19 protein-coding genes and 2 pseudogenes are annotated in these 25,911 nt (G+C 27.9%); 8 read left to right on the top strand and 13 right to left on the bottom strand.

Features of this window, described 5'->3' with window-relative positions:
• Positions 1–22: 22 nt before the first annotated feature.
• Positions 23–1,527, bottom strand: a pseudogene (locus tag BHYOB78_RS06555) (TolC family protein).
• A gap of 185 nt (positions 1,528–1,712) precedes the next feature.
• Here BHYOB78_RS06555 and treR point away from each other — a divergent pair.
• The 5 genes from treR to BHYOB78_RS06530 all read left to right on the top strand — a co-directional run bounded on the left by treR (position 1,713) and on the right by BHYOB78_RS06530 (position 8,960).
• On the top strand, positions 1,713–2,420 hold the full coding sequence (gene treR / locus BHYOB78_RS06550) for a trehalose operon repressor (protein WP_020063571.1): 708 nt from the start codon (positions 1,713–1,715) through the stop codon (positions 2,418–2,420).
• Positions 2,421–2,954: 534 nt separating this feature from the next.
• Complete coding sequence (gene treP, locus BHYOB78_RS06545) at positions 2,955–4,883, top strand: PTS system trehalose-specific EIIBC component (RefSeq protein WP_020063570.1); 1,929 nt, start codon at positions 2,955–2,957, stop codon at positions 4,881–4,883.
• 611 nt (positions 4,884–5,494) lie between these two features.
• Positions 5,495–7,159 carry an alpha,alpha-phosphotrehalase gene (treC, locus tag BHYOB78_RS06540; RefSeq protein ID WP_020063569.1) on the top strand — a complete coding sequence of 555 codons (1,665 nt, stop codon included), beginning with the start codon at positions 5,495–5,497 and terminating at the stop codon, positions 7,157–7,159.
• Positions 7,160–7,306: 147 nt separating this feature from the next.
• Positions 7,307–7,873 carry a TetR/AcrR family transcriptional regulator gene (locus BHYOB78_RS06535; RefSeq protein WP_239650869.1) on the top strand — a complete coding sequence of 189 codons (567 nt, stop codon included), beginning with the start codon at positions 7,307–7,309 and terminating at the stop codon, positions 7,871–7,873.
• A gap of 85 nt (positions 7,874–7,958) precedes the next feature.
• The gene (locus BHYOB78_RS06530) at positions 7,959–8,960 is read left to right on the top strand and encodes an NAD(P)H-dependent glycerol-3-phosphate dehydrogenase (protein WP_028331249.1); all 1,002 of its coding nucleotides are present in this window, start codon (positions 7,959–7,961) and stop codon (positions 8,958–8,960) included.
• Positions 8,961–8,965: 5 nt separating this feature from the next.
• Here the strand turns inward: BHYOB78_RS06530 and BHYOB78_RS06525 are convergent, their stop codons facing one another.
• Positions 8,966–9,391: a hypothetical protein gene (locus BHYOB78_RS06525; RefSeq protein ID WP_020063568.1), complete on the bottom strand. Its 426-nt coding sequence runs from the start codon at positions 9,389–9,391 to the stop codon at positions 8,966–8,968.
• A 116-nt stretch (positions 9,392–9,507) separates the two neighbouring features.
• Here BHYOB78_RS06525 and BHYOB78_RS06520 point away from each other — a divergent pair, with 116 nt between their 5' ends.
• The 3 genes from BHYOB78_RS06520 to BHYOB78_RS06510 are packed head-to-tail and all read left to right on the top strand — an operon-like array spanning position 9,508 to position 12,716.
• Positions 9,508–10,569: a DUF1385 domain-containing protein gene (locus tag BHYOB78_RS06520; RefSeq protein WP_028331248.1), complete on the top strand. Its 1,062-nt coding sequence runs from the start codon at positions 9,508–9,510 to the stop codon at positions 10,567–10,569.
• Positions 10,560–11,687, top strand: a complete 1,128-nt coding sequence (locus BHYOB78_RS06515; RefSeq protein ID WP_012670044.1) for a hypothetical protein — start codon at positions 10,560–10,562, stop codon at positions 11,685–11,687. Before BHYOB78_RS06520 ends, BHYOB78_RS06515 begins: the two co-directional genes overlap by 10 nt.
• A 12-nt stretch (positions 11,688–11,699) precedes the next feature.
• Entirely contained in the window at positions 11,700–12,716 is a 1,017-nt protein-coding gene (locus BHYOB78_RS06510) for a helix-turn-helix transcriptional regulator (protein ID WP_012670043.1), read from the top strand.
• A gap of 49 nt (positions 12,717–12,765) precedes the next feature.
• On the opposite strand, the gene BHYOB78_RS06505 is transcribed toward BHYOB78_RS06510, so the two are convergent.
• From BHYOB78_RS06505 to nadE, 11 genes and pseudogenes are all read right to left on the bottom strand, one after another.
• Entirely contained in the window at positions 12,766–14,853 is a 2,088-nt protein-coding gene (locus BHYOB78_RS06505) for a glutamine synthetase III family protein (RefSeq protein WP_020063567.1), read from the bottom strand.
• A gap of 121 nt (positions 14,854–14,974) precedes the next feature.
• Positions 14,975–15,787, bottom strand: a complete 813-nt coding sequence (locus BHYOB78_RS06500; protein WP_012670041.1) for a nucleotidyltransferase-like protein — start codon at positions 15,785–15,787, stop codon at positions 14,975–14,977.
• 6 nt (positions 15,788–15,793) lie between these two features.
• Entirely contained in the window at positions 15,794–16,930 is a 1,137-nt protein-coding gene (locus BHYOB78_RS06495) for a protein-glutamate methylesterase/protein-glutamine glutaminase (RefSeq protein ID WP_020063566.1), read from the bottom strand.
• Positions 16,931–16,954: 24 nt separating this feature from the next.
• Positions 16,955–17,548, bottom strand: coding sequence for a chemotaxis protein CheD (locus BHYOB78_RS06490; protein ID WP_012670039.1), 594 nt, complete (start codon positions 17,546–17,548; stop codon positions 16,955–16,957).
• Positions 17,549–17,564: 16 nt separating this feature from the next.
• Complete coding sequence (locus BHYOB78_RS06485; RefSeq protein ID WP_012670038.1) at positions 17,565–18,416, bottom strand: CheR family methyltransferase; 852 nt, start codon at positions 18,414–18,416, stop codon at positions 17,565–17,567.
• A gap of 18 nt (positions 18,417–18,434) precedes the next feature.
• The gene (locus tag BHYOB78_RS06480) at positions 18,435–18,965 is read right to left on the bottom strand and encodes a chemotaxis protein CheW (protein WP_012670037.1); all 531 of its coding nucleotides are present in this window, start codon (positions 18,963–18,965) and stop codon (positions 18,435–18,437) included.
• An 11-nt stretch (positions 18,966–18,976) separates the two neighbouring features.
• Positions 18,977–21,139 carry a chemotaxis protein CheA gene (locus BHYOB78_RS06475; protein WP_020063565.1) on the bottom strand — a complete coding sequence of 721 codons (2,163 nt, stop codon included), beginning with the start codon at positions 21,137–21,139 and terminating at the stop codon, positions 18,977–18,979.
• A gap of 52 nt (positions 21,140–21,191) precedes the next feature.
• Positions 21,192–21,560, bottom strand: coding sequence for a response regulator (locus BHYOB78_RS06470; protein WP_008725288.1), 369 nt, complete (start codon positions 21,558–21,560; stop codon positions 21,192–21,194).
• A 19-nt stretch (positions 21,561–21,579) separates the two neighbouring features.
• Entirely contained in the window at positions 21,580–21,843 is a 264-nt protein-coding gene (locus tag BHYOB78_RS06465; protein ID WP_012670035.1) for a hypothetical protein, read from the bottom strand.
• A gap of 24 nt (positions 21,844–21,867) precedes the next feature.
• A pseudogene (locus tag BHYOB78_RS06460) lies at positions 21,868–23,803 on the bottom strand (chemotaxis protein).
• Between the two features lie 132 nt (positions 23,804–23,935).
• Positions 23,936–25,828: an NAD(+) synthase gene (nadE, locus tag BHYOB78_RS06455; protein WP_012670033.1), complete on the bottom strand. Its 1,893-nt coding sequence runs from the start codon at positions 25,826–25,828 to the stop codon at positions 23,936–23,938.
• Between the last annotated feature and the right edge of the window lie 83 nt (positions 25,829–25,911).

Here is a 25,911-nt window from a genome sequence, read left to right as displayed (position 1 = left end):
ATTCTAATTCCAATAAAAAATATTAATTGTTAAGCAGCACCAGAGAATTATAATCCATAACAGTGCTTATTATTAAATACTGCAAATTAAGAAGTTCTGCTCTTGCCTGTGCTAAATCAAGCCTTGCATTTATTATTTCATCTATAGGGAGTCTTCCTTGTCTGAATTTAGCATTTTGCGTATTTATTCTTGATACTATAGCATTAACTTCCAATTTTTTATTTTCTAGCATTTTTTTGTATGCCTCAAACTCATCATAATAAGTACCTATCTGAACGTCAAAATCTCTGTTCCCCTATCAAAATCAGCCGTAACAGCATTCAAAGCAGCATAAGCATCTTCCATTTTAGCTTTAGCATCACGTCCGCCTATGGGGTAGGAAAACATAAGCCCTACAAAATAATCAACATTAGTCATGGTAGAAAAAGATTTAAAATATCCGCTGTCATCTAAACTTGATAATGATACGCTTCCTACTATAGATAAATCAGGCAGAGCATTATTTTTCATTACTGAAATAGCATATTCGCTTCTTAATTTTAATTGATAAGCCATTTGTCCCTGAGCACTTTCTAAAAATGGTACTATATCTATTTTAGCATTTATAGAGGTTTCTAATGTCTGATTCCAATCATCTTCATTTGGCTGTATATTTTCTTCAGGTATAAAGAATTGAATATTTCTCATTATTTTTTTAAGCATTAATTCAGATTTATCTCTTGCTTCTATATATTTTAATGTTTGTCTTTTTGCATTCTGATATGAGTCATTATCTATAACTCCGCTTGTATATCTTCTGTATACTTGATTTTCAAAACTTCTTGCTTCTCTTATCATATCATCATATAAATCTATTAATTTTCTTGCCATTATCCATTGATAATAAATTTTCTGATAAGATGTTAATACGCTGTTGTCGTCTATTATTCTTTTTAATTTTGCTATGGTAAGCTGATATTCTGCATCTTTTATAGGGTATCTATCCAATTTACCAAAAAAATCCCTTAAAATAGGCTGAGCTATTTGAATTTTTATGCTTGGATAATAGTATTTAAAATCATTAGTACTTAAATTTGGAAGTTTTCCATTTATTGTACCTAGAGGCGTATCAACCGGTAATGAAATATCTCCTGTATTAAAGTCGCCGAAAAAACTGTCATGTTTAATTTCTACAGACCATCTAGTTCCAGAGTATGGTACAAGTCCGCTGAATCCTGCACCTATTCTAAACCCATTATAATTAAAATCTGATGTTGGTAAAAAATTGTATTCATCAAAATGGCTTTGCATTCCTATAGCACCAGCCTGCAAATCAAATTTAACGTCTCCGGAGCTTTTTGCTTTTGTTAAATTATTATAGGCATTGCTTTCTTGAGATGCAGTTAATTTCATTTCTGGTATTATGGATTTTATTCTTTCCATATATTGAGTGTAATTTAATATAGCTGATTCATTAGTTTGTGCAAAAATAAAAAAATTAAAAAGAATTGAATGCAAAAAAATAATATATATCAATTTCCTTAACACTTTCTAACACCTATTAAAAATATTGTATATATTTTATTATTTTTGTTTTTTTTATCAAGTACAATAAAATTACTATTGTATGATAAACTACATTTTTTATTTTTTGTAAATTAAGGCTATGAAAACATATATTTACAAACATAAGTTTTTATATTATAATATTTCAATTGAAAATAGAGGTTGTTATGGCATCTAAGTACGAAGAGATTTACAATAGTTTGCTAGATAAAATAAGATTTGGATACTATAAAAAAGGTGATATACTTCCAAGCGAATATGATTTGATGAAAGAATATGATGCTTCAAGGGACACTATAAGAAAGTCATTGCAGCTATTATCTAATAATGGATGCATTCAAAAACATAAAGGCAAAGGTTCTATAGTAATTAATTCAAATATATACAATTTTGAATTCGGAGGAATATTCAGTTTTAAAGAAGTTGCTTCAAAAATGTATGGTAAAGTAGAAACTATAGTGCATAGATGTGAATGCATAAAACCTGATTCATTAGTGAAAACTGCTTTAAAATTAAATGATGATGATAAAGTATGGGCTATAGAGAGAATAAGAAATATAGACGGAGAAAATATTATACTTGATATAGACTTTATCAATGCATCGATTATACCATTTATAGATGAAAATATTTTAAAAGATTCTTTATACGAGCATATAGAAAAAAATCTTCAATTAAAGATATCCTATGCTGAAAGAGAAATATCATGTGAAAAAATAAATAATAATGATAAAAAACTTTTAGATTTAAAAGATTATGATATGATAATAAATGTAGAATCTAGAACATTTTTATCTGATACCAGAGTTTTTCAGCTAACATCGGCAAGACATAGACCAGATAAATTTAAATTCAGAGATTTTGCAAGAAGATAATTTCTTGAAAATATATTATATACTTAAAATTTTTAAGTTTGTCAATTTTTTATTGTTCTTTTTCCCGCCGCACGCCACAGGCGGACAGAGTCAAAGAACCTATATCCTCGATAAACTCGGATACGCTACGCGAAAGTGCAAGTGTAAAATTAGTACTAAATCATACTAAAATCGTATTACATGTAATATAATTTATTAAATAAAGCCCAAATGTAGCATTTTTGCTTCTTTGTAGCACCAAAAGAAGTGGGGTTTGGCACGACTGTGTGCTTCGCAGCAAAGCCCAAAATATAAAAACAAAAATTTAGTAGTTTAGGTATATAAAAAATTAGGAATAAGTTTTTTAGTGAAATCATTTAATAATCCCATAATTACCATGCCTTATGATGTAATTATAATCTTCTAAAAGTATTTATCAATTATTAAAATTAATAAAAAATATAAAAAAGATAATTGACAAACTTGTACGTATATGTTAGTATGTACGTACAAGTTAATGATGATATAAATATATAAAAGCTATGGAGGCATATTATGGGAAAATTCACCGAAGACGCCACCTTATTATTAAAATATGTTGGCGGTAAAGAAAACGTTAAAGCAATAACTCATTGTGTTACAAGAATGCGTTTTGTCTTGGTAGATACTAAAAAGGCAGATATTAAAGCTATTGAAAATTTAAAATCTACTAAAGGTACTTTCACTCAATCAGGACAATTTCAAGTTATAATAGGTAATGAGGTTTCAGAATATTATAATGAATTTGTTAAGATTTCAGGAATAGAAGGAGTGAGCAAAGATGCTGTAAAAGAATCAGCTAAAGGCAATCAAACATTCTTGCAGCGTTTAATGTCTAACATAGCCGAAATATTTTCACCTCTTATTCCAGCTATTATATGTGGAGGTTTTATATTAGGTTTTAGAAGCGTAATATCAGATATAAAATTTTTTGAAGAGGGTACAAAGAGTTTAACTCAAATATCTCAGTTCTGGTCTGGAACAAATGATTTTTTATGGTTAATAGGTGAAGCAATTTTCCATTTCCTTCCTGTAGGTATCACATGGTCTATTACTAGAAAAATGGGTACTACTCAAATCTTGGGTATTGTTTTAGGTATAACATTGGTTTCTCCTCAGCTTGTTAATGCTTATTTAGTTGGTACTGTTGACCCTAAATTTTATGACTTCGGAATTTTTAAAATGCCTATGGTTGGTTATCAGGCTCAGGTTATACCGGCTATAATGGCAGGATTTATTTTAGTTTATTTAGAGAAGTTTTGGAGAAAGATTGTACCTGAATATGTTTCTATGGTTATAATACCTTTTGCTTCATTGATACCAACAGTTATTATAGCACACTCTGTTGTTGGTCCTATAGGTTGGAAAATAGGTGAGGCTGTTTCTTATGTTGTATATACTGGCTTAACATCAAAGTTTGGAGTTTTATTTGCTGGTGTATTTGGATTTTTCTATGCTCCTTTAGTAATAACAGGACTTCATCACATGTCTAATGCTATTGACTTACAGCTTATGAGTCAGTTCGGCGGCACTATGTTATGGCCTATGATAGCTTTATCAAATATAGCTCAAGGTTCTGCAGTAGTTGCTATGTCTATACTTCAGAAAAGAAATAACAAGGCTAAACAAATAAATATACCGGCATTTATATCATGTTATTTAGGAGTTACAGAGCCTGCATTATTCGGTGTAAACTTAAAATATGGTTTTCCGTTTATATGCGGTTTAATAGGTTCTTGTGTAGCTGCAATTATATCAGTTGGTTCTAAGGTTATGGCTACATCTATTGGTATTGGCGGAATACCGGGAATACTTTCAATACAGCCAAAGCATATGTTAATGTTTGCTGTTGCTATGATTTTTGCTATAGCTATACCATTAGTATTAACACTTATAGTAGGAAAGAAAAAATTAAAACCAGAAGATTTAACTGATAATACAGATATTTCAGAAACTGTTTCAGATAATGCATCAACTACAGAAAGTATAACTTTAGATGATGATAATTTTGTTTCACCTATGAATGGAAAAGTTTATAAATTATCAGATATAGCAGATGAAGCATTTTCAAGCGGTGCCATGGGTGAAGGTTTTGCAATAGAATTAGCTGATGGTATGGTAACTTCTCCTTGCGATGGTGAAATAATAGCTGCTTTCCCTACAAAACATGCTTATGGTATAGAAACAGCAGATGGAAATGAAATACTTATTCATATAGGTATGGATACTGTAGAGCTTAATGGAGAAGGTTTTGAATCTTTTGTAAAAGTTGGAGATAAAATAAAAAAAGGAGACAAATTAGCTAAAGTTGATTTAGAATACGTAAAAAATCATGGAAAATCTTTAGTGTCTCCTGTAGTGTTCACAGACGGAACTAAAATTAATTTATTAAAGGAAAATACTATAATAAAAAACGGTGAAGGAAAAATTATAGAAATAAAATAACAAAGCGGGGTAAATATTTATAGGTTTTTATTATATATACGGCAGTTAAATATTATGTTACTTAGCTGCCGTTATAATCTAAACAATTATATTTTGTAAAAAATAGATTTATATTTTACTCTAAATTAATAAATTATCTTGCATATAGTATAATTTTAGTATTATTTAGTACTATTTTATACTTGCACTTTCGCGAAGCGTATCCGAGTTTATCGAGGATATAAGGTTCTTTGACTCTGTCCGCCTGTGGCGTGCGGCGGGAAAAAGAACAATAAAAAAATTGATAAACTTAAAATTCTTAGTATATACCCAAAATTTTTAAGTTTGTCAACTGATGCACTTTATATAAATTTTATCTACTTTTTTGCCGCACAAAAAAGTAGCAAAAAACGCAATTGCTAGAGCTTTATATTAAAAACATGCTTATTAAATATAGGGTATAACCTATAAAAATGCAGTTCTTTTGGTTCTTTTATACCAATAAAAGAACTGGGGTCTGGGGCAAAGCCCCAGATATAAAAACAAAAATATAAATTTATTTGTGACAAAATGTAATTGTTTAGGTATAACTCAAGAATTTATTATAAATCTAATTAAAACAGGAATGAATTATGAATTTTAAAAATAAAGTTGTTTATCAAATATATCCGAAATCTTTTATGGACAGTAATAATGACGGACTAGGAGATATAAAAGGAATAATATCAAAATTGGACTATTTACAAAATTTAGGAGTAGATATTATTTGGAGTACTCCTTTCTTTGTTTCTCCTCAAAAAGATAATGGATACGATGTTGCTGATTATTATAATATAGATCCTTCTTATGGAACTATAGAAGATGTTGAAGAACTTATAAAAGAAGCTAAAAAAAGAAATATAGATATAATGTTTGATATGGTATTCAATCATACTTCTACAGAGCATGAATGGTTTAAGAAGGCTATGAATGGAGAAGAAAAATATAAAAACTATTATATTTTCAAAAAGGGCAGAGTAGTTAACGGAAAAAAAGAACCTCCTACAAATTGGGTATCTAAATTCGGAGGCAATGCTTGGCAATATGTAGAAAAATTTGATGAATATTATTTGCATTTATTCGATGTTAGTCAAGCTGATTTGAATTGGGATAATGAAGAAGTAAGAAAAGAACTTTTTGATATAGTTAACTTCTGGATAAAAAAAGGAGTTTACGGATTCAGATTTGATGTTATAAACCTTATATCAAAGCCTAAAGTTTTTGAAGATGATTTTAAAGGTGACGGAAGACGTCTCTATACTGACGGAATAAATATACATAAATATTTAAAAGAGTTAAATAAAAATACTTTCGGAAAATATGATAATGCTATCACTGTAGGTGAGATGTCATCAACAAGTATAGAAAACTGCATTAAATATTCAGGTGAAAAAGAAAATGAACTTAGTATGGTATTTAGTTTTCATCATTTGAAAGTTGATTATAAAAATAATGATAAATGGCAGTTAATGGATTTTGATTTTCAAGAGTTAAAAAATCTTTTATTTACTTGGCAGGAAGGAATGCAGGATAATAATGCATGGTCAGCTTTATTTTGGTGCAATCATGATCAGCCTAGAATAGTATCAAGATTCGGCGATGACAAAAAATATCATAAAGAATCTGCTAAAATGCTAGCTACAGTTATGCATTGTTTGAGAGGTACTCCTTATATTTATCAAGGTGAAGAAATAGGTATGACTAATGCTTATTTTGATAATATCAATCAATATAAAGATGTTGAATCAATAAACTATTTTAATATACTTAAAAATAATGGTATAGAAGAAAAAGAAATATATAAAATACTTCAAAGTAGATCAAGAGATAATTCTAGAACTCCTATGCAATGGAATGACAAAGAGAATGCAGGATTTTCAAATGCTAAGCCTTGGATAGAAGTTATTTATAATTATAAAGAGATTAATGCAGACAATAATATTAAAGATGAAAACTCTATATTTAATCATTATAAAAAATTAATAAAATTAAGAAAAGATTATAAAGTTATTTCAGAAGGCAAAACTATACCTATATTAAAAGATGATAAAAATGTATTTGCTTTTATAAGAGAATATAACAATGAAAAACTTTTAGTAATAAATAATTTTTATGGTAATGAGTGCACTATAGATTTAAGCAATATTGATTTTGATATAAAGAGTTCAAAATGCATTCTTTCAAATTATGATGATGCAGAACTTAATAATACTTTAAATTTAAAACCTTATGAGTCTATAGTATTATATAACAATTAATTTGACATTTGTCCTTCATATAAATTTTTATTATCATATTAGAGCCTTGCATATATTATTTATATGCAAGGTTATTTTTTATACTTTTGACAAAGTTTATTTTTATTGTATTATTAAATTAATAGATAAAATATATTTTTATTATTTATGAAAAATGTAAGAAAAGATTTAAGAATATTAAAAACAGAAAAATTATTAAAAGAATCTCTGCTTGAACTTTTAAAAACTAATTCATTAAAAGATATAAGTGTAACAGAAATATGCGATAATGCTATGATAAATAGGGTTACATTTTATGATCATTTTAATAATAAAGAAGAATTATTAAATTCAATCATAGAAGATATAAAACAAGATATCATAAAAGAATTAAAAAAAGACAATTCAATATACGATTTCAAAAAAAATTATAGAAAGATATTAGAAAAAGTTCTTAATTACTTTGATGATAATAAACAATATTTCAATGTATCATTAATAGATCATAATAATACTATTTTATTTGTTTCATCATTACATAAAATATTTATAGACTATTTAGGTGAAACTATGAAAGAAGATAATATTGAAAATACAAAAATAACTTCCCAATTTTTTTCAGGTGCTTTAGTTTCTGTTATATTCTGCTGGGTTAAGGATAATAATAAGATAAATAAAAAGAAGATTTACTTAATAATATATGCATTTTACTTGAAAAATCATTTAAATAAATAGTTTACATAATATTTTTACAATTATATATTGATAATAGTTATTTTTTATATATACTATATTATAAAAATGGATTATGGGGTATATTATGATAAATGTTGGAATCATAGGTGCCGGCGGATGGGGACTTGCACTTGCTAATATATTTTCAGAAAAGCATAATGTTAAAGTATGGGTGCATAGTGAGAGCAGTTACAAATTATTAAGCACTTCATATAGAAATGATAATTATTTAGAAAATATACAATTAAATAAGAGTATAAAATTTACAACAGATGTAGGAGAAGCTGTAAATGACAGTGAAATAGTTATAATAGTAACTCCGTCATTTGCTTTTGCTGATGCTTGTATAAATATAGAGCCTTATATAAGTAATGATCAAATATTAGTATCTGCAACTAAGGGGCTTGATAGAAAAACAGGAAAAACTATGAGTGAGGTAGCAAGAAGCATAATATCAGGTGATTTATCTATATTAACTCTTTCAGGACCTTCTCATGCAGAAGAGGCTGCAAAAGGAGTACCTACTGCAGTTGTTGTAGGAGGTGAGAAAGGTGTTTCCGAATATGTAAGAGATACATTGACAGTACCTCCTAAATTTAGAATATATAACTCTACAGATCAAAAAGGTGTTGAAATAGGCGGAGCTTTAAAAAATATAATAGCTATTGCCGGCGGTATAGTTGATGGGCTTAAACTTGGCGATAATACAAAAGCGGCTCTTATAACAAGAGGTTTGCATGAGATAGTAAGATTTGCATTGAGTAAAGGTGCTAGAATAGATACTATGTACGGACTTTCTGGAATAGGCGATTTAATAGTAACATGTTCAAGCGGACTTAGTAGAAACAATAGATTAGGAAGAGAACTTGCCAAGGGAAAAAAATATCAAGATGTAATATCTGAAAATCATGGTCAGGTTGCCGAAGGAGTATATGCTACTACTGCAGCTTATGAGTATGCTCAGAAAAACAATATTTATATGCCTATAACTGAAGCAATATACAATATACTTTTTAATGATGCGAATATACAAGATACATTAACAGAACTTATGAGCAAAGATGCTAAAAGTGAAGGATTTTTTTAATATTATTATTGCTGTATCTTTGTCATTGGGAGTACTTGCTGAACTACATTTTCTAATACTATAGAAGCTTTAGCATTGTTTAAATCTTTAAACTCTAACAGTACATAAGTAACATTATCAATATCTAGTCTAAACTTTGTTGCTTCAGATGATGGATCCCCAACTTTCACATAGCCTCTATAAACCATCCAGCCTTTTAATACTACATAAGCATATCCATTTTCTTTTAAATCTGCATCAAATGTGAAATATGGACTTTTACTTTTATAGTATCCTGCTCTATCTTTTAAAGTAGTTACTTTTGGTTTTTCTACTTCTACAGTTTTTTTATTATGATATTCTACTACTTCTTTCATTTGCATATCTGTACTTTTACAAGAAATAAAAGCTAGTATAATAAAATTAATAATTAATATTAGTAAGAGTTTCATATTATATAATATATAAATTATTTTTACAAATTCAATATTTTTTTATGCTTGAAAGAATATCATATTTAGTATATTATATATCTTACTTTAACTTTAAAATAGATGAGGTGTATAATTTGAGTAAAAAATTAGATGAAAATAGAATTAAGGAAGGAGTAGGTGGACAGGCTGTTATAGAAGGTATAATGCTTAGAAATAGAAGTCATTATGTAGTTGCTGTTAGAAAACCTGATAAACAGATAGATTTTATAAAAGCTTCTATACCTGAAAATAAAAATAAATTAAGTAAAATGCCTTTTATCAGAGGTATTGTAAATTTTGTAGATATGATGAAATTAGGTTATAAGACTTTGGTATTTTCTGCAAATACAGCTGGTATTGAAGAAGAAAATAATAAAAAAGATAATAAGCCTAAATCAGAAAAAAGTGATAGTATAGCTATGACTTTGAGCATGCTTGTATCTTTAGCATTTGCTGTAGGGCTTTTTATAGCTTTGCCTTATTTTATCACTACTCTTATAGGTATAGATGAGAAAAGTAACTTTGTAGTATTTAATTTAGTAAGAGGATGTATAAAACTATCAATATTTGTTTTATATCTTCTTATAATATCTTTCTTTAAGGATATAAAAAGAGTATTTGAGTATCATGGAGCAGAACATATGGTTGTTAATGCCTATGAGCATGGGCTTGATCCTGATACTGGAAATATTAGAGATTATACAACTATACACCCTAGATGCGGTACTACATTTATGTTTTTAGTATTAACTGTATCTATATTACTTTATATGTTTACAAGCTATTTTGTATATACATATATATATGCTTCATATACTCCGCCTAAAATAATAGGAAATTTAACTGTTTTAGCTATTAATATAATTTTACTTCCTATAGTTTCCGGTATATCTTATGAAATACTAAAATTAGGATTTAAATTTTATAATTTTCCTCTTATGAGACTTGCAATACTTCCTGGTTTGGCTCTTCAGAAAATAACTACTAGAAGACCGCAAGATGATGAGATAGAAGTTGCATTATTCGCTTTAAGTAAATTATTAGATACATCTATAGAAAATAGAACAGAAGAAGAAGTTCAAGCCGATATTAAAAAGGCTTTAGAAATTAATGATAATATAAAAGATAATGCAACAGAAGAAAAATTATGCGTATAAAAAAGAGGCTTATAGCAAATGATAATTATTATGAATATTCTTCAAGCTATATAAGAAAATATATTGTTTTTATAGCTGCGGCTTTATTTATTTTATTATTTGTAGTTATATTCATACATGTTAATTATAGAGTAGTGCCTTCAAAATCATATATGAGAAATGATACTCCCGTACTCGATGGTAATGTGCTTACTATTACTAATAATAATGGTGTATATTATACCGGGGATTTTACTAATATTCCAAAATCTATACATATAAATGATAATATGGTAGAAAATTTATATTTGTATTTGTTTCATGATAATCATATAATATTTTGGAAGCTTTATAAGTACGGATTGAAAAGATATTTTTCTTATTATGCCTTTAATATACTTGATGGAGATTCTCAGTCTTTTATTATAAAAGAAAATGAAAAAGACTTTTTGGATTTTTATGATAATTTTGTAAGGGCTCAATTTAGAAAAAATGTTGGTGAATTAGATATTGAAATTCCTAATTTTTATAATACTAAAATAAATATAAAATCTTCTATAAGCAATTTGATTAATGCAAAGTTTTCATTCAAATTCACTAATTTTTCATCATCTATGGTAAATTGGAAATATAATAAAGCATTATATACAGCATTTTATTATGGTCTTCCAAGCGGATATTTAATTGTTCCTGGAAGTGAAAATGCTATAACAGATACAAGTTCAGTTATAGCTATTAACACAGTAGGAGAAAATCCTTCCAGATATACACATAATATAATATCAGCTTTAGTTTATACTTCTTATACTACTGAACCTATTCCTGTATTTATTTATGATTCTAAACCTGAGTCGCAAAATTCTAGGATGATTAAATTTTTATTTAATAATAAATGGTATGTATATAAGAATTTTGAATCTCATGAGTATAAAGACGTTATAGATTATTATTCTAAAGAAGAAGGCTTTAGTTTTGTATTTACAGTTACAGGAAATTATCTATATGAATCTTTTGGCAGCTTTAGTAGGATAGATATGGAAACTACTAAAGGTGTATTAGACGGATATTTTACTATCAATAATGAACAATTTAATATTAATGGTAATGCTGTTAAAGAATTTGTACATAGCGTATTTTAAAAGGAATATTATATGCCTGATAAGAAAAAATTTGAGAGATTATTTCAATTATATACTTCATTATTATTAGATGGCTTTGTAGATAAAAATAAGCTTATGCATCATAATAATATGTCTTTGAGAACTGTGCAGAGAGATATAGAAGAAATACAAAGATATTTACAAATAGATTTAATTTTAGAAAATGACAGATATATAGTAAAAAAAGAAGATTTAAAAAAATTAAGAAGAGGACTAAATTTTGATAATGATGATCTTAAAAAAAATGTAGATATATTATTTTCTGTATTTATGAAAAAAGTGAGTTCAAATTTATCTCTCATACCTCATTCAACTATATCAAAATTACTTCCGCAGAATGTAGATCATGAATATTATGATGTTATTATAATTTCAAATAATGAAATAAATAATATATCAGGCAATAGTGAAAATATAGAAAAATTGCTTTATTGTGTTAAAGATTTAAATGATATTAGTTTTAATTATTATATTCAAAGCGGTAATATTAATTATAAAGTTAAAGCTATAGCATATCTTATTTATTATTTTCAAGGTATATGGTATTTAGTCGCTTATGATCATAAATATAAAAAGATAAAAACATATTCTATTAGCAATATATCTGATATTGAAATAATTCAGAAATTAAAATTTAATAATAATAGAGAAAAAGAAGAATATGATAAAGAACATAAATACAGAATTAATAATAGAGAAAAATTAATTAAATTGATAGAGAAGAAAAGAAGTATATACTGGAGTGATAATAAATTAACTAGAACAACAGTTCATTTCAATTCAGATGTTGCACACTATTTTAAAAATAGAGATTATGGATTCAATCAAAAGATAAAAAAAATATTAGATGATGGTTCTATAATTATTAATTTTGATTTCTCATCTTTTACAGAGCTTAGAATATTTTTAAGTCCTTGGCTTGGTTCTTTTAAGATAATATCTCCTAAGAATTTTAATAAAGAATTTATAGATCATTTAAATAATTCATTATCTATTATGAACGAATAAAGTAAAAAATAAAAGGGCATAAATTATATAATCTATGCCCTTTATTAGTTTATGATAAACTATATAACATATCGCCGTAAGTTGGGAGTTTCCAATATTTTTTTGATACAGTTCTTTCTAATTCATCTATTGTAACTCTCATATCTTCTAAACAAGCGAATATTTTATCTCTTGAGAATTTGGCTGATTTGGCTATATCATTAATTTTCTTAGATTCTAGAGTGTATCCTTCTAATTTTTCTAATTTAGAATCAAGATCTTTGATTAAATCATTGAGTTTATTAATCAATTTTTTTTCAACATCAAATTTTAATTTTAAATTTCTTTTTTTATCAGCTGTATTTGCAAGCTCGCCTACATATTCCATTGAGTATGGAAGTATTTGCTTATGTACCATATCTATTAATGTTAGAGCTTCTATATTAATTTCTTTAATATACTCTTCCATACTTATTTCATATCTTGAATGTATTTCTGCTTCTGTTAAAACTTTATGTTTTGTTAATACTTCAATATTCTTTTTAGATATGAAATGAGGTAATGCTTCAGGAGTTGTTTTTAAATTAAACAAGCCTCTTTTTTCAGCTTCTTTAACCCAATCATTAGAATAATTGTTTCCATTATATATTATTCTTTTATGTTTTCTAAAAGTTTCTCTTATTAGTTCTTCAACATCTTTATCAAAATTTGAAGATTTTTCTAAAATATCAGCAAACTGTGATAATGCTTCAGCTACTATAGTATTCAAAATGATATTAGGACCAGATACTGAAAGACTAGATCCAACCATTCTAAATTCAAATTTATTTCCAGTAAATGCTAAAGGAGAAGTTCTGTTTCTGTCAGTTGTATCTTTAGTGAGTCTTGCTAATGAATTAACACCCATTTCCATTTCAACTCTTTCTTTTCCTTTATATTTTTTAGAGCTTTCCATATATTCAAGTATTTCTGTAAGCTCATCTCCAAGAAATATAGATATGATAGCAGGAGGAGCTTCAGCAGCACCAAGTCTATGATCATTACTAGCACTTGCAGTAGTTATTCTTAAAAGATCCTGATATTCATCAACAGCTTTTATTATAGCAATTAAGAATAATAAGAATCTTTTATTTTTAGAAGGATTGTCTCCTGGATCTAATAGATTTATACCTGTATCTGTAGCAATAGACCAGTTATTATGTTTTCCGCTTCCATTTACTCCTGTGAAAGGTTTTTCATGAAGTATACAAGCTAAATTATGTTTTTCAGCTATTACTTTCATAAGCTCCATAGTAATCTGATTTTGATCTGTTGCCATATTTGTAAGTGTAAATTCAGGAGCTAATTCATATTGTCCAGGTGCAGCTTCATTATGTTCAGTTTTAGCAACTATTCCAAGCTTCCAAAGCTCATTATCGAGTTCCTTCATAAATGCAAGTACTCTAGGTTTAATAGCACCGAAATAATGATCTTCTAATTCCTGACCTTTAGGAGGACAAGCACCGAATAATGTTCTTTTACAATATCTTAAATCAGGTCTTTGTAAATACAAATCTCTGTCTATTAAAAAATATTCTTGTTCAGCACCTACTGTAGTGAATACTCGATTAACATCATTATGTCCGAATAACTTTAATATTCTTTTAGCTTCTTTTTCTATAACTTCCATAGAGCGAAGTAGGGGAGTCTTCTTATCTAAAGATTCTCCGCTATATGAACAAAAGGCACTAGGTATGCATAATGTGTCGTCTTTTATAAATGCATAAGATGTAGGATCCCAAGCAGTATATCCTCTAGCTTCAAAAGTAGCTCTTAGTCCGCCTGAAGGAAAACTAGAAGCATCAGGTTCTCCCTGAACTAATTCTTTACCTGTGAACTCCATACGAATGGATCCGTCATCGGTTTGAGTAATAAAGCTTGTATGTTTCTCAGCTGTTATTCCTGTCATAGGCTGAAACCAATGAGTGAAATGAGTAGCACCTTTTTCTATAGCCCATTCTTTCATAGCATGAGCTACAACATTGGCAACTTCTAAATTTAAACGCTCTCCATTTTTTATGGTCTTTATAAGTTTTTTATAAATGTCTTTAGGAAGTTTATCCTTCATAACATTGTCATTAAAAACCATACTACCAAAAATTTCTGGTATTTTTTTCATTTTATATATTTCTCCTAAGAAATTTATTATAAAAAAAATTATAATTAAACGCAATTATTATATCATTAGTTTAAATTAATTCAATATTACTATTAGAAGTTATAAGAAAAAAATTAAAATTTTATATATTTTCATGTATAAATTGTTTTAATTTGTACAATGCTTTTAATAATTCTTTTCTATCAATATTATTTCTAGATGAAAATAAAACTTTTATATCATTAATTTCAGAAAGCGACATATAATCATCACTAGCTATTCTTTGATAAATATATTCAATAGATTTTAATATAGCATCATCATAATCTTTAAAATTAAAGTATTCATTTGGTAAATTCCATATAAGAGCTTCTGTTATAGTAGGAGTTAATTCATTAATATATTTAATTTCAGAAGAAAAAGTTAAAAATAAATGTTTAAATAATTTTACCAAATTGATAAAATTAGATCCGCAATCATGTTCTTTCTTATCAAAATTTTTATTGTCTAATTTAGGATAAAATATTTCATTTTTCCCATTAGAGTCAGTTACTAAAGCACCTTCAACATTATTATCCAAGTTTTTAAATGAAGGTATCAATACTATTTTTTCATTTTCATATTCTAGAATTAAAGATGATGATGTAACATTAACTTTATTTGAATATAAATCATTATTTTTTATTAATTCTAAGATAGAAGATTTAAATTTTCTAGTATCTAATGCATCATTATTATCTAATATTAGAAATATATTAAGATATTCCATATAAGTTACATCAGTCCTATTTCTTTTTGAACCAGTAGGAATAATAGAAATATTATTAAATTGTTTATGAGATGATATTAACTTGGATATAAAATCAATTTTTTTTTCTATTTTATAATATGGGTAAGCTGTAGAACCGCTTACCCATTTATTTATATATTCATATAAATCTATATTTGTGTTCATTTTTATTTATACTCTTTTTAGAGCAGCAGCAAGTATTTTATCTAATGGTAAAACTTCATCAACACCGCCTCTTGCAATTGCTTCTCTAGGCATTCCAAAAACAGTACAAGTTTCTTCGTTCTGAGCTATATTGTAAGCACCGGCATCTTTCATTTCTTTCATACCATTAGCACCATCATCACCCATACCTGTAAGTATTATACCTATAGCTTTGTTTTTAGCATATACAGCACCGCTTCTGAAAAGTACATCTACAGAAGGTTTATGTCTTGTAACAGGTTCTCCGTCTCTTACTTCTATATAATACTTACCGCCTCTAACTTTAATCATAGTATGTTTAGCACCTCTTGCTAGTACAGCTTGTCCTCTTCCTATACTCATACCATCTTCAGATTCAAATACATCGATTTTAAGAATACTATTTAATCTTTTAGCAAATGAAGTAGTAAAGTGTTCAGGCATGTGCTGAGCAATAACTATAGGAGGAGCAGAAGGGGTAACATTTTTAAGACATTCTATTAAAGCCTCTGTACCGCCTGTTGATGAACCTATAAGAATTATTTTATCCATAGGAGTTTCTCTTGAAGGTGTAAGAGGAAGTATAATATCGGCAGTATTTTTTTGATAAACTTTAAAACCAGCGGTTTTTGGTGCTTCTAAACTAATAGAACTTCTTTCTGTAGCTGCAGCAGCAGGTTCTGTTGGAACATTAACACCATGTTTTCTATAAAACTTAGCTCTGTTTGCATAAGCATTCTTTATTTTTTCAACTAAGTCTGTAGCTAATTCTTCTACACCATCTCTAACGTTTGCGGAAGGTTTTATTACATAATCAAAAGCTCCAATATTTAAAGCATCTAAAGCTAATTCTCTATGTTTATCTAAAAGCGAGCTAAACATTATTACAGGAATAGGATTATTAAGCATAAGCTTTTTAAGATATGTAATACCATCCATTTCCGGCATTTCAATATCTAAAGTAATAATGTCAGGCTTAAGATTTTTGACCTTATTTTCAGCTAAAATTGGATTTGCAGCAGTTCCCACCATTTCCAAAGCAGGATCTGAATTTACAATTTTAGTAAGTAATTGTCTTATTAATGCGCTATCGTCAATAGCTAATACTTTAATTTTTGTAGCCATAAAAAATCCTTAATTATTAATATATTAAAACAATGTAATGTCTGATTTTTCTTCAAGTTTATGCTGTAAATTTTTAGAATATTTAATTTCTTGTTCAGCTGAGAATTCTTTAGTTTTACCTTCTAATTTTTTCATAAGAACTCTATTCTCAGTATTAAAGAAAAATACTTTTCTAGGCCAAGAACCGCCTATATCTTCACTTACTATAGGTATTTTTTCATCTGCCAAAAATTTCTTAGCGAACTGTATATTTTTATCAGGTACCTGAAGAATATTACTAGTCATACCTGAAAGTACATGCCCGCCTCCAAATATTTTAGCTGTAAGGTTTTCCTTTTTTCCCCCTAATTTAATGATTTCGTTTATAAGAACCTCCATAGCAAAAACACCATATCTAGTATTATTATAATCTTCAGCAGGATTTTCCCATTCTCTCATTTCAGGAAGCATAAAGTGATTCATACCTCCAAATTTTAATTTATTCTCAAACAGGCATACTGATATACAACTGCCTAGAACTGTTTTTATTACAGCAGGTTCTTTTGAAGCATAATAACCACCTATATATATTGTGATTCTTTTAAAATTGCTATTGGCTGCTGCTGGAAAATCAATCATTATTACACACCCCTAGTTAAATCTTTTTATAAATATTGCTTGCTACATATTTAAATTTATCAGACACACCAAATAATGTTTCTGAGTGTCCTATAAATACTAAACTGTCTTCTTTCAAATATTTATGAAATTTATTAAATAATTCCTTTTGGAATTCTTTATCAAAATAAATAATAACATTCCTGCAAAATATTAAATCGAATTGAGTATGAATATCAAAATCTTCATCTTTAAAATTTAACTGTCTAAAAAATAAATTCTTTTTTAATATATCTTTAACTCTAAATAATCCTTCTTTATCACCTGTGCCTTTTAAAAAATATTTTCTAAGTATATTATCTTGTATAGGTTCAACAGCTTCTTCTTTATAGATGCCTGCTCTTCCATGTGCTAATACATTGGTATCTATATCACTAGCTAAAACTTTTATATCATATTTATCATAATTAGCACCAAAATATTCATGCAAAGTCATTTGTATAGTGTAGGGCTCTTCTCCTGTTGAGCATGCTGCTGACCATATTCTAAGATTTTTTACTTTACCAGCTTTAAAATTCTTTTCCCAATCTGGAAGAAATGTACTTTTCATATACTCGAAATGTTTATTTTCTCTAAAAAAGTCAGTTTTATTTGTAGTAACGGCATTAACAAAATTAGTTAATTCTTCATCTTTAGCATTTTTGACAAAATCTATATACTCTCTGAAAGAATCCATTTTTAAAGCTCTTAGTCTCTTACTTAATCTAGAAGTTACTAAAGCTCTTTTATGACTAGTCATTTGTATTCTAGTTTTGTCATAAATAATTTTAACTAATTCATTAAACTCAGCATCACTCAGAGCCGGCATATGCTCATTCATATCTTCCATTTTTATACCTCAATGATATTATACTGTTTGATTTGTTGGTTCATTAGATTTTATTATTTCTTCTATAGGAAGAACCATAATAATCTTATTTTCTAATCTAATAACATTAGAAATTTGAAGTCCTCTCATATTATCAATAGGAGTTTCTGTCATCTGGCTTTCATAAACTGTAATAACATCACTTACCATATCTGCCAATATACCAAATTTTCTATTAGTAGTAGATATAACTATAATAACATCGTCTTCAATAGAATGATCATCTCTTCTATCCAAGCCAAATCTTATTCTTATATCAACTATATGAAGAATATTACCTCTTAAATTCATAAGTCCTCTCATAAATTTAGGACTTCCAGGAACAGGAGTTATATTAGTTACACCTACAATACCTTCAATGCTTAATACATCAAGAGCATACTCCTCATTGTCAATTTTAAACACTAAAAATTGCTGACTAGGTTCAATAGAAATGTTTTCATCATGTTCTAAAGATGTACCTCCAACCTGAGGTATATTAGCTGCATTAATTTTTTGATTATCTAACATATTAAAATCCTTTATTTTACGCCGTTATTTATTTTTCCTTGTAAAGACATATTTACTAGTCCTTGTATATCTATAATAAGGGCTATTCTTCCGTCTCCAAGTATAGTACCTCCGGCTATTCCTGCATGTTTACTGAATGCTGAATCTAAAGATTTAATAACTACTTGCTGCTGATCCAAAAGCTCATCAACAAATATAGCACATTTTCTATATCCAGCTTCAACAACAACAACTATACCATCATCTATATTATCAACTTGTGTATCTATTTCAAATACTTTATGCAATCTAATTAAAGGCAAATATTCATCTCTTATTTTTATCATTTCACCTTTGCCTTCAAAAGGTTTTACCTGTTCATTTTTTACTTTTATTTGTTCTATAATAGAAATCAAAGGCATAATATATATTTGCTTACCTAAAGCAAAAGTAATACCTTCAATAATAGCCAATGTTAAAGGAAGTTTAATTATAAATGTACTGCCTTGTCCCTCAGTAGATTTAATTTCTATTTTACCTTTCATTTTTTCAACATTAGCTCTAACAACATCCATACCAACACCTCTTCCTGATATGTCTGTTATTTTTTCAGCAGTTGAAAGTCCAGGAGAGAAAATAGTTCTGTATATTTCTATATCAGAATATTTACCGTCTCTTGAAAGAAGTCCTTTTTCAACAGCTTTATTAAAGATTTTTTCTTTATTTAATCCATTACCATCATCTGATACTTCTATAACAACATGTCCTTCTTGGTGAGCAGCAGACATTGTTATTGTACCATATTCAGGTTTACCTCTGGCTATTCTTTCTTCTTTTGTTTTTTCTATACCGTGGTCCATAGAGTTTCTTATAATGTGTTTAAGAGGGTCAGATAACTGCTCTAACATATTTTTATCTATCTCTGTAGTTTCACCTTTAAGAACTAATTTTACTTCTTTATTTAATTCTAAGTTCAAGTCCCTAACATATCTGTGGAACTGAGTGAATATAGGACCAATAGGCATCATTCGGATGTTCATAACTTCTTCTTGTATTTGTCTGGAAGTTCTATCCATTGAACTTACAGCCTCTTTTAATCCATTATCTATATCCAAACTTTGAGTAAGCTGCATTATTCTTGATTGAGCTATAACAAGCTCTCCGATTAAGTTCATTAAGCTATCTAATTTTCTTGTATCAACCCTTACTGTTGAAGGAGCCTGAACTTTTGTACCTGCTTTAGGAGCGGCTGCAGGTTTACTAGCAGCTGCAGATGTTTCAGCCGGTTTTTCTTCTGTTTTGGCAGCTGTATTTTCTTTAGCCTCTTCTTTTGCTGGTTCTTCTTTTTTAGATTCTGCTGGTTTATTTGCTTCCTCATCATCTTTTATATCAGCTTTTGTATTTATAATATTAATATCATTATCATCTATTACAAATAAGAAAATGTTCTGAACTTGTTCTTCAGGAGCATTAGTTTCAAAATCCAAAGAGAATTGAGTATAACAAACATAAGGATCTTCAAGATTTAAGATAGTAGGTAAGCTATTACATTCTATTCTTAAGTTGCTTATAGTACCTATAGCTCTAAGGTCATTTAAGAACATTAGAGGGTCTATACCATTATCAAAAATAGTAGCTTTAAATCCCATTTCGATATGGAATGAATTTTCACCGCCTGAAGAAGCAGGTAATTCAGTTTTTGTATCTTCTTTTTTTTCTTCAGTTTTAGCTTCTTCTTTTGCAGGTTCTTCTTTTTTAGGTTCAGGAGATGCTTTTGGTGTAGCTGCAGCTGTGCTTACATCATTACCATCAGCTATAGCTTTTATTTTAGCTTTTAGTGAATCTATATTGGTAACACCTTCAGTTTCACTTTTACCATCTACAATATTTTGCAGCATTAATTTTACAGTATCCAAGAATTCTAGTAATACTGTAATCATTTGAGGAGTAACATCCAATTTACCGCTTCTAACTTTTTCTAGCAAGTTTTCAGCGACGTGGTTTAACTCACTCATAATTGTAAAACCAACTGTACCTGCTGAAGATTTAAGAGTGTGAGCACTTCTAAATATTTTATTCAAAAGATCTTCATCACTTTTATTATCTTCCAACAAAACAAGATCGTTTTCAAGACCTTCTACAATTTCATTGGCTTCACTTAAGAATATCGAAATAAATTCATCACTATCAAACATATAGCACCTCTACCTTTGTAAAATCCTTATTATATAATAAGATGGTTAGAAATCAATTTAAAAAACGTTTTACTACATCTAAAAGCTGAGTTGGGTTAAATGGCTTTACTAGCCAACCACTAGCACCTGCAGCTTTACCCTCCATTTTTTTCTCATCTTGAGATTCTGTTGTAAGCATTAGAATAGGGGTATATTTATGCTGATCTACCTTTCTCACATGCTTAATAAATTCTATACCGTCCATTTTTGGCATATTGAGGTCTGTTATTATCATATCAACATTTGGTGTTTTACCAAGAACCTCCAATCCTGTAGTACCATCATCTGCAGACACCACAGTATAGCTGCCTTTCTTCAAAGTATATTCAACAGATGCTCTAGCTGTATTAGAATCGTCTACAATTAGTATTGTTTTAGCCATAGATTTAACCTCTTAATCATTAATTATTTTTATCATTAATTATATTTAAATATTCTACAAATAAATTATCCATACCTTCTACTATAAGGTTTTTTTGATTTTTAGCAAGCTCTTTTTTCATAGCATATAGTATTTGAAGTCCTGCTAAATCCACATGAGCCTCACCCTCACAATTAAACTTTACAGTCATATCTTCGTTATAATTAGCACTTTTTATGACATTCTTAAAATATTTACTCATAGTTCTTATATTAAGATTATCATTTATCTCTATAACTGACATAAATAAATACCTCCATTACTTTTATTAAAACATAGTAAAGTCACCGCTATCAGCACCTACATCTATACTTATATCGACATTTGGCGCATCTTCTCCAGATAAAATACTATTAGCAATAGCTCTTTCTTTTTTGATTGTATAAGAATTAACTATATCCAAATATTTATCACTTTCTATTTTCCAATTTTCTATACCCAACAAATTGTAATATTCATTCTTTTTATCTCTTATAACATTTCTCATACTATTAAAAATTTCTATTATTTCATTAATTTTTGTAAGCAATGTACTTAAAGAGCTTAAATCTATTAGCGTTTTATCTATAAGTCCAAATAATTCATCAGCATAACTATCTAATCTTTTTATGTTATTATTAATAATATATTTAGATTCATCCAAACGTTTACTTACGCTGTCTGTCATAGATTCTATAAAAGAATGTTCGCTTGACTGCTGATTAATATTGGATTTAAACTTATTAATAGAACTAAAAATAGCAGATTTAATATTATGGAATTGCTCTAAACATCCGTCTACTGTATCTGTAATGTTAGTAGCTATTGATTCCACACTTTCTATAGAGAAAGTTTGAGAATTATTAAATATATTACTATTCTTTTCAAGTTCTATTTTAGCTAAAAAGTTAATAGAGTTAAAAGTTTTGGCAATGTTTTTTGTTTCTAAGAACATACTTTCCAATTCTTCTATTGAGTCTATTATGGCTATATTACTATCAGATATTCTATATTTATTGGTCAGAAATAATTTAAAGTTTTCTAAATAGAGTTTTATAAAACCCATATATTCATTAAATAATGATTCTGAAACTGTGAATGGGAATTCTGATTTTCCGCTTTCGCCTCCAATCATATATTCCACTATAGTAGTTCTATCTAATGTAATATCTGTTAAAGCATCTTTTAAACCTTTTAGGCTTTTATAAATATCTGAGTTAGTAAGATCGATTTCCTCATGTATAGATTTAAAGTTTTCTATAATTAAAGTTAAAACTACATCGTCAAAAGTAAGCAAATCTAGGAGTTTATGCTCCAATGTTTGATTTTCTTCTTTTTCAAGATCGGCAGCATCCATAGTTTCTACTTCTTTTCCATAATACTCAATGAAATTTCTATTTTCATAAACTATAGAATTCATAGATTCTATTATGTGTTCTGTCTGCTGTCTTACTATATCTTCACGAGGAAGCACCATCATTACTTCAAATATAAAATCATAAGTGTTATCAACTCTTGATATTATATCTGATATTATATTAGAAAATACTGCAAAGGAATTAACCATATTATTATGCTCTTTATCGAGCTGCTCTCTCATAATGGTAAAATTTTGTCTTTGCAATTCATTTGTTTTCAATATTTCAGTTTTAAATGATTCAAACCTTACAAATAATTCCTTACCGATTCTGTTCATTTGATCTGCTTGTTCATTTGATGTTTCAGACATTTTTATTATGTTTTTGGATATTTCTCCAAAAGCTTTACCGCCTGCACCATATTTAGAAGATATGATGATAGCATTTAATGAATAAACTTTAATCTGGTCAGCAAGCATCCTAATTTGTTCTATGGAATCCATAATATTACTTGTTCTGCCAACGTCTTCAACTAATGAGTCGGAAAGTTCATTATCCTGTGATATAAAGCTTTGCATTCTGTCAAATGATCTAAAAAAGTCTTCCTGGTTTTCATCTAAATCATTTGAAAAGTTTTTTTCGCCTTTTTCTTTGTTGGTAAAATATGAAAGCAGCTTATTAGCTTTTTCGTTTTCATTTTTCATTTTTCATTTCCTGTTCAATCATAGGAAACTTTTCACCTATAAAGCTATATACTCTTCCAACTTCTTCAAGGAAGGAATGAATATCTTTTACAGTTGTTTCTAATATTGCAGAATAGTCGAGGATGTCCTGCCTTATGTTATTGTCTATAATAGTTGTAGCCACTTTTTATAATTTCCCAACATTCTAAAAAATTATATATTACGATATAAATATAACATTTATTATTGCTTTTTGCAAGTAAAATTTTTATTACACAATAATTTTACAGTAAAAATATATTTAATTAAAGTTTTTTTAATTAATTTCAAAAATTTTGTTTTTTAAGGACAGATATTTTGCTGTATAATATATCCTGTTTTGAGATTCTCTATTTCCAAATCCGAAACTTCTTCTGCTTACAGCAAGTATCGGAGGAGCTTGTATCCTTTTAGATATACCCATTCCCATGTATTGCTTCCACCATCTTTCTAAATCGTCTACAAATTCGGCACCGCTTTTGAAATATTTTTTTAATATTCCTTTTTGGCATCCTATTTTTTCTTCCAAATTTCCTTCTATATAAAATTCTAGTATATCTTCTAATATTGCTCTGTTCCAAGATTCCATTAAAAATTTAAATAAATAATCATGATAATCATATTTTATAGGATCTCCTTTACCTTCATCTACAGCCTGAGCAGTTGAAAGTTCAGCACTTGGAACAATATTTATAGTACCTTCAGGGATAATTTCCTTTTTAAATACTTCTTTATTAACATAATTAGCTAATCCGTATATTTGATATTTCCATAAATCAGCTAAGCAAGCAAAAAATCCAGCACCATCTCCATACATAGTTGAATATCCAACCATAGTCTCTGTTTTATTAGCATTGCATGTAAATACGCCTCCAAAACTAGCTGCTATAGCAGATAATACTCTCGAAGATCTGTCTCTTGCCTGTATATTCTCTATAACAAAAGATGATAATTTTAGATGATCTTCTTTACCTTCTTTTATAATAGGGGAGGTCTCTAATTGTTTTACAGTATAATCTACAGACTCTTGTATAGGAACAACCATATAAGCACAACCTAAATTATCAGATAAAGTCTTAGCAAGGTTTTTAGTTGTATTAGAATTAAATTTACTAGGCATATTAACAAGTAATACATTATCTTTTCCAATTGCATTTACATACATTGCAGATGATAATGCAGAATCAATACCCCCAGATACTCCTATAACAACCTTATTAATTCCTATGGACTTCATAAATTTCCTTATTCCATAAATAACAGTATCATATATTAATTTATATTCATTTTCTTCTTTTATCTCTATAGTTTTTCCAAATGATTTATTTTTCACATCTATATCAATGAAATACAAATCTTCTTCATATCTTTTTCCTGTTAATAGTAAATTACCATTATTATCATAAACAGAGCTTCCTCCGTCAAATGTATATACTGTTTTTCCATTATTTTGTATTCCTACATTATTAGTATATACAAGAGGAGTATTATGTTTACTTGCAATTTCTCCATACATGCTATGTCTTTTAGCATCTTTAACCAAAGTATAAGGAGAGCTTGATATATTGATAAATAAATCTACATCTTTATTAGTATTAATAATATCCATTGGAGAAAATAAATAGTTTTTGCTCCAAGCATCTTCACATATAGTTAAACCTAATTTAATTTTTTCACCATTGCATTCTATTTCTAATGGCTTTAAATAATTTTTTATATCAGTATTATTCTCAAAAGCCAAGTCTTTTAAACTGAAAAAGTGTCTAGGATCCTCAAATTCTTTATAATTAGGCAGTAATGACTTTATTATAAAAGGGTATTCAGTGGTATTATTATGTATTAATTTACCGTCTTTAGCTACAAACATAGCATTATATTTTCTTATTCTTCCATCAAAATTCTTTTTTTTCCTATCAGAAGCAACATTTCCAAAAATAACATATATTCCATTTGAAGATTTTATTATCTCTTCACCAAGTTCTTCGCATTCTCTTATAAATCCCTCGCTTTCAAACATATCTCCAATCATATATCCTGAAATGCATAATTCTGGAAATATTACTATATCAGCATTCTCTTTTTTGGCTTTACTTATAAAACTTATGATTCTTACTGTATTATCGCAAGGCATGGATGGTATTATCTCTAATTGTGAAACAGCTATTTTCATAGTAAATGAACTCCAATTGTAATTATATTAATTAAATTATAAAGAAAAAACATAATAAACCGTTATATATATTATAATAAAAA

The sequence above is a fragment of the Brachyspira hyodysenteriae ATCC 27164 genome (assembly GCF_001676785.2).
GTDB classification, from domain to species: Bacteria; Spirochaetota; Brachyspiria; order Brachyspirales; family Brachyspiraceae; genus Brachyspira; species Brachyspira hyodysenteriae.
Note: the sequence above shows the minus strand (reverse complement) of the source record. Positions and strands in the feature narration are given on the sequence as shown.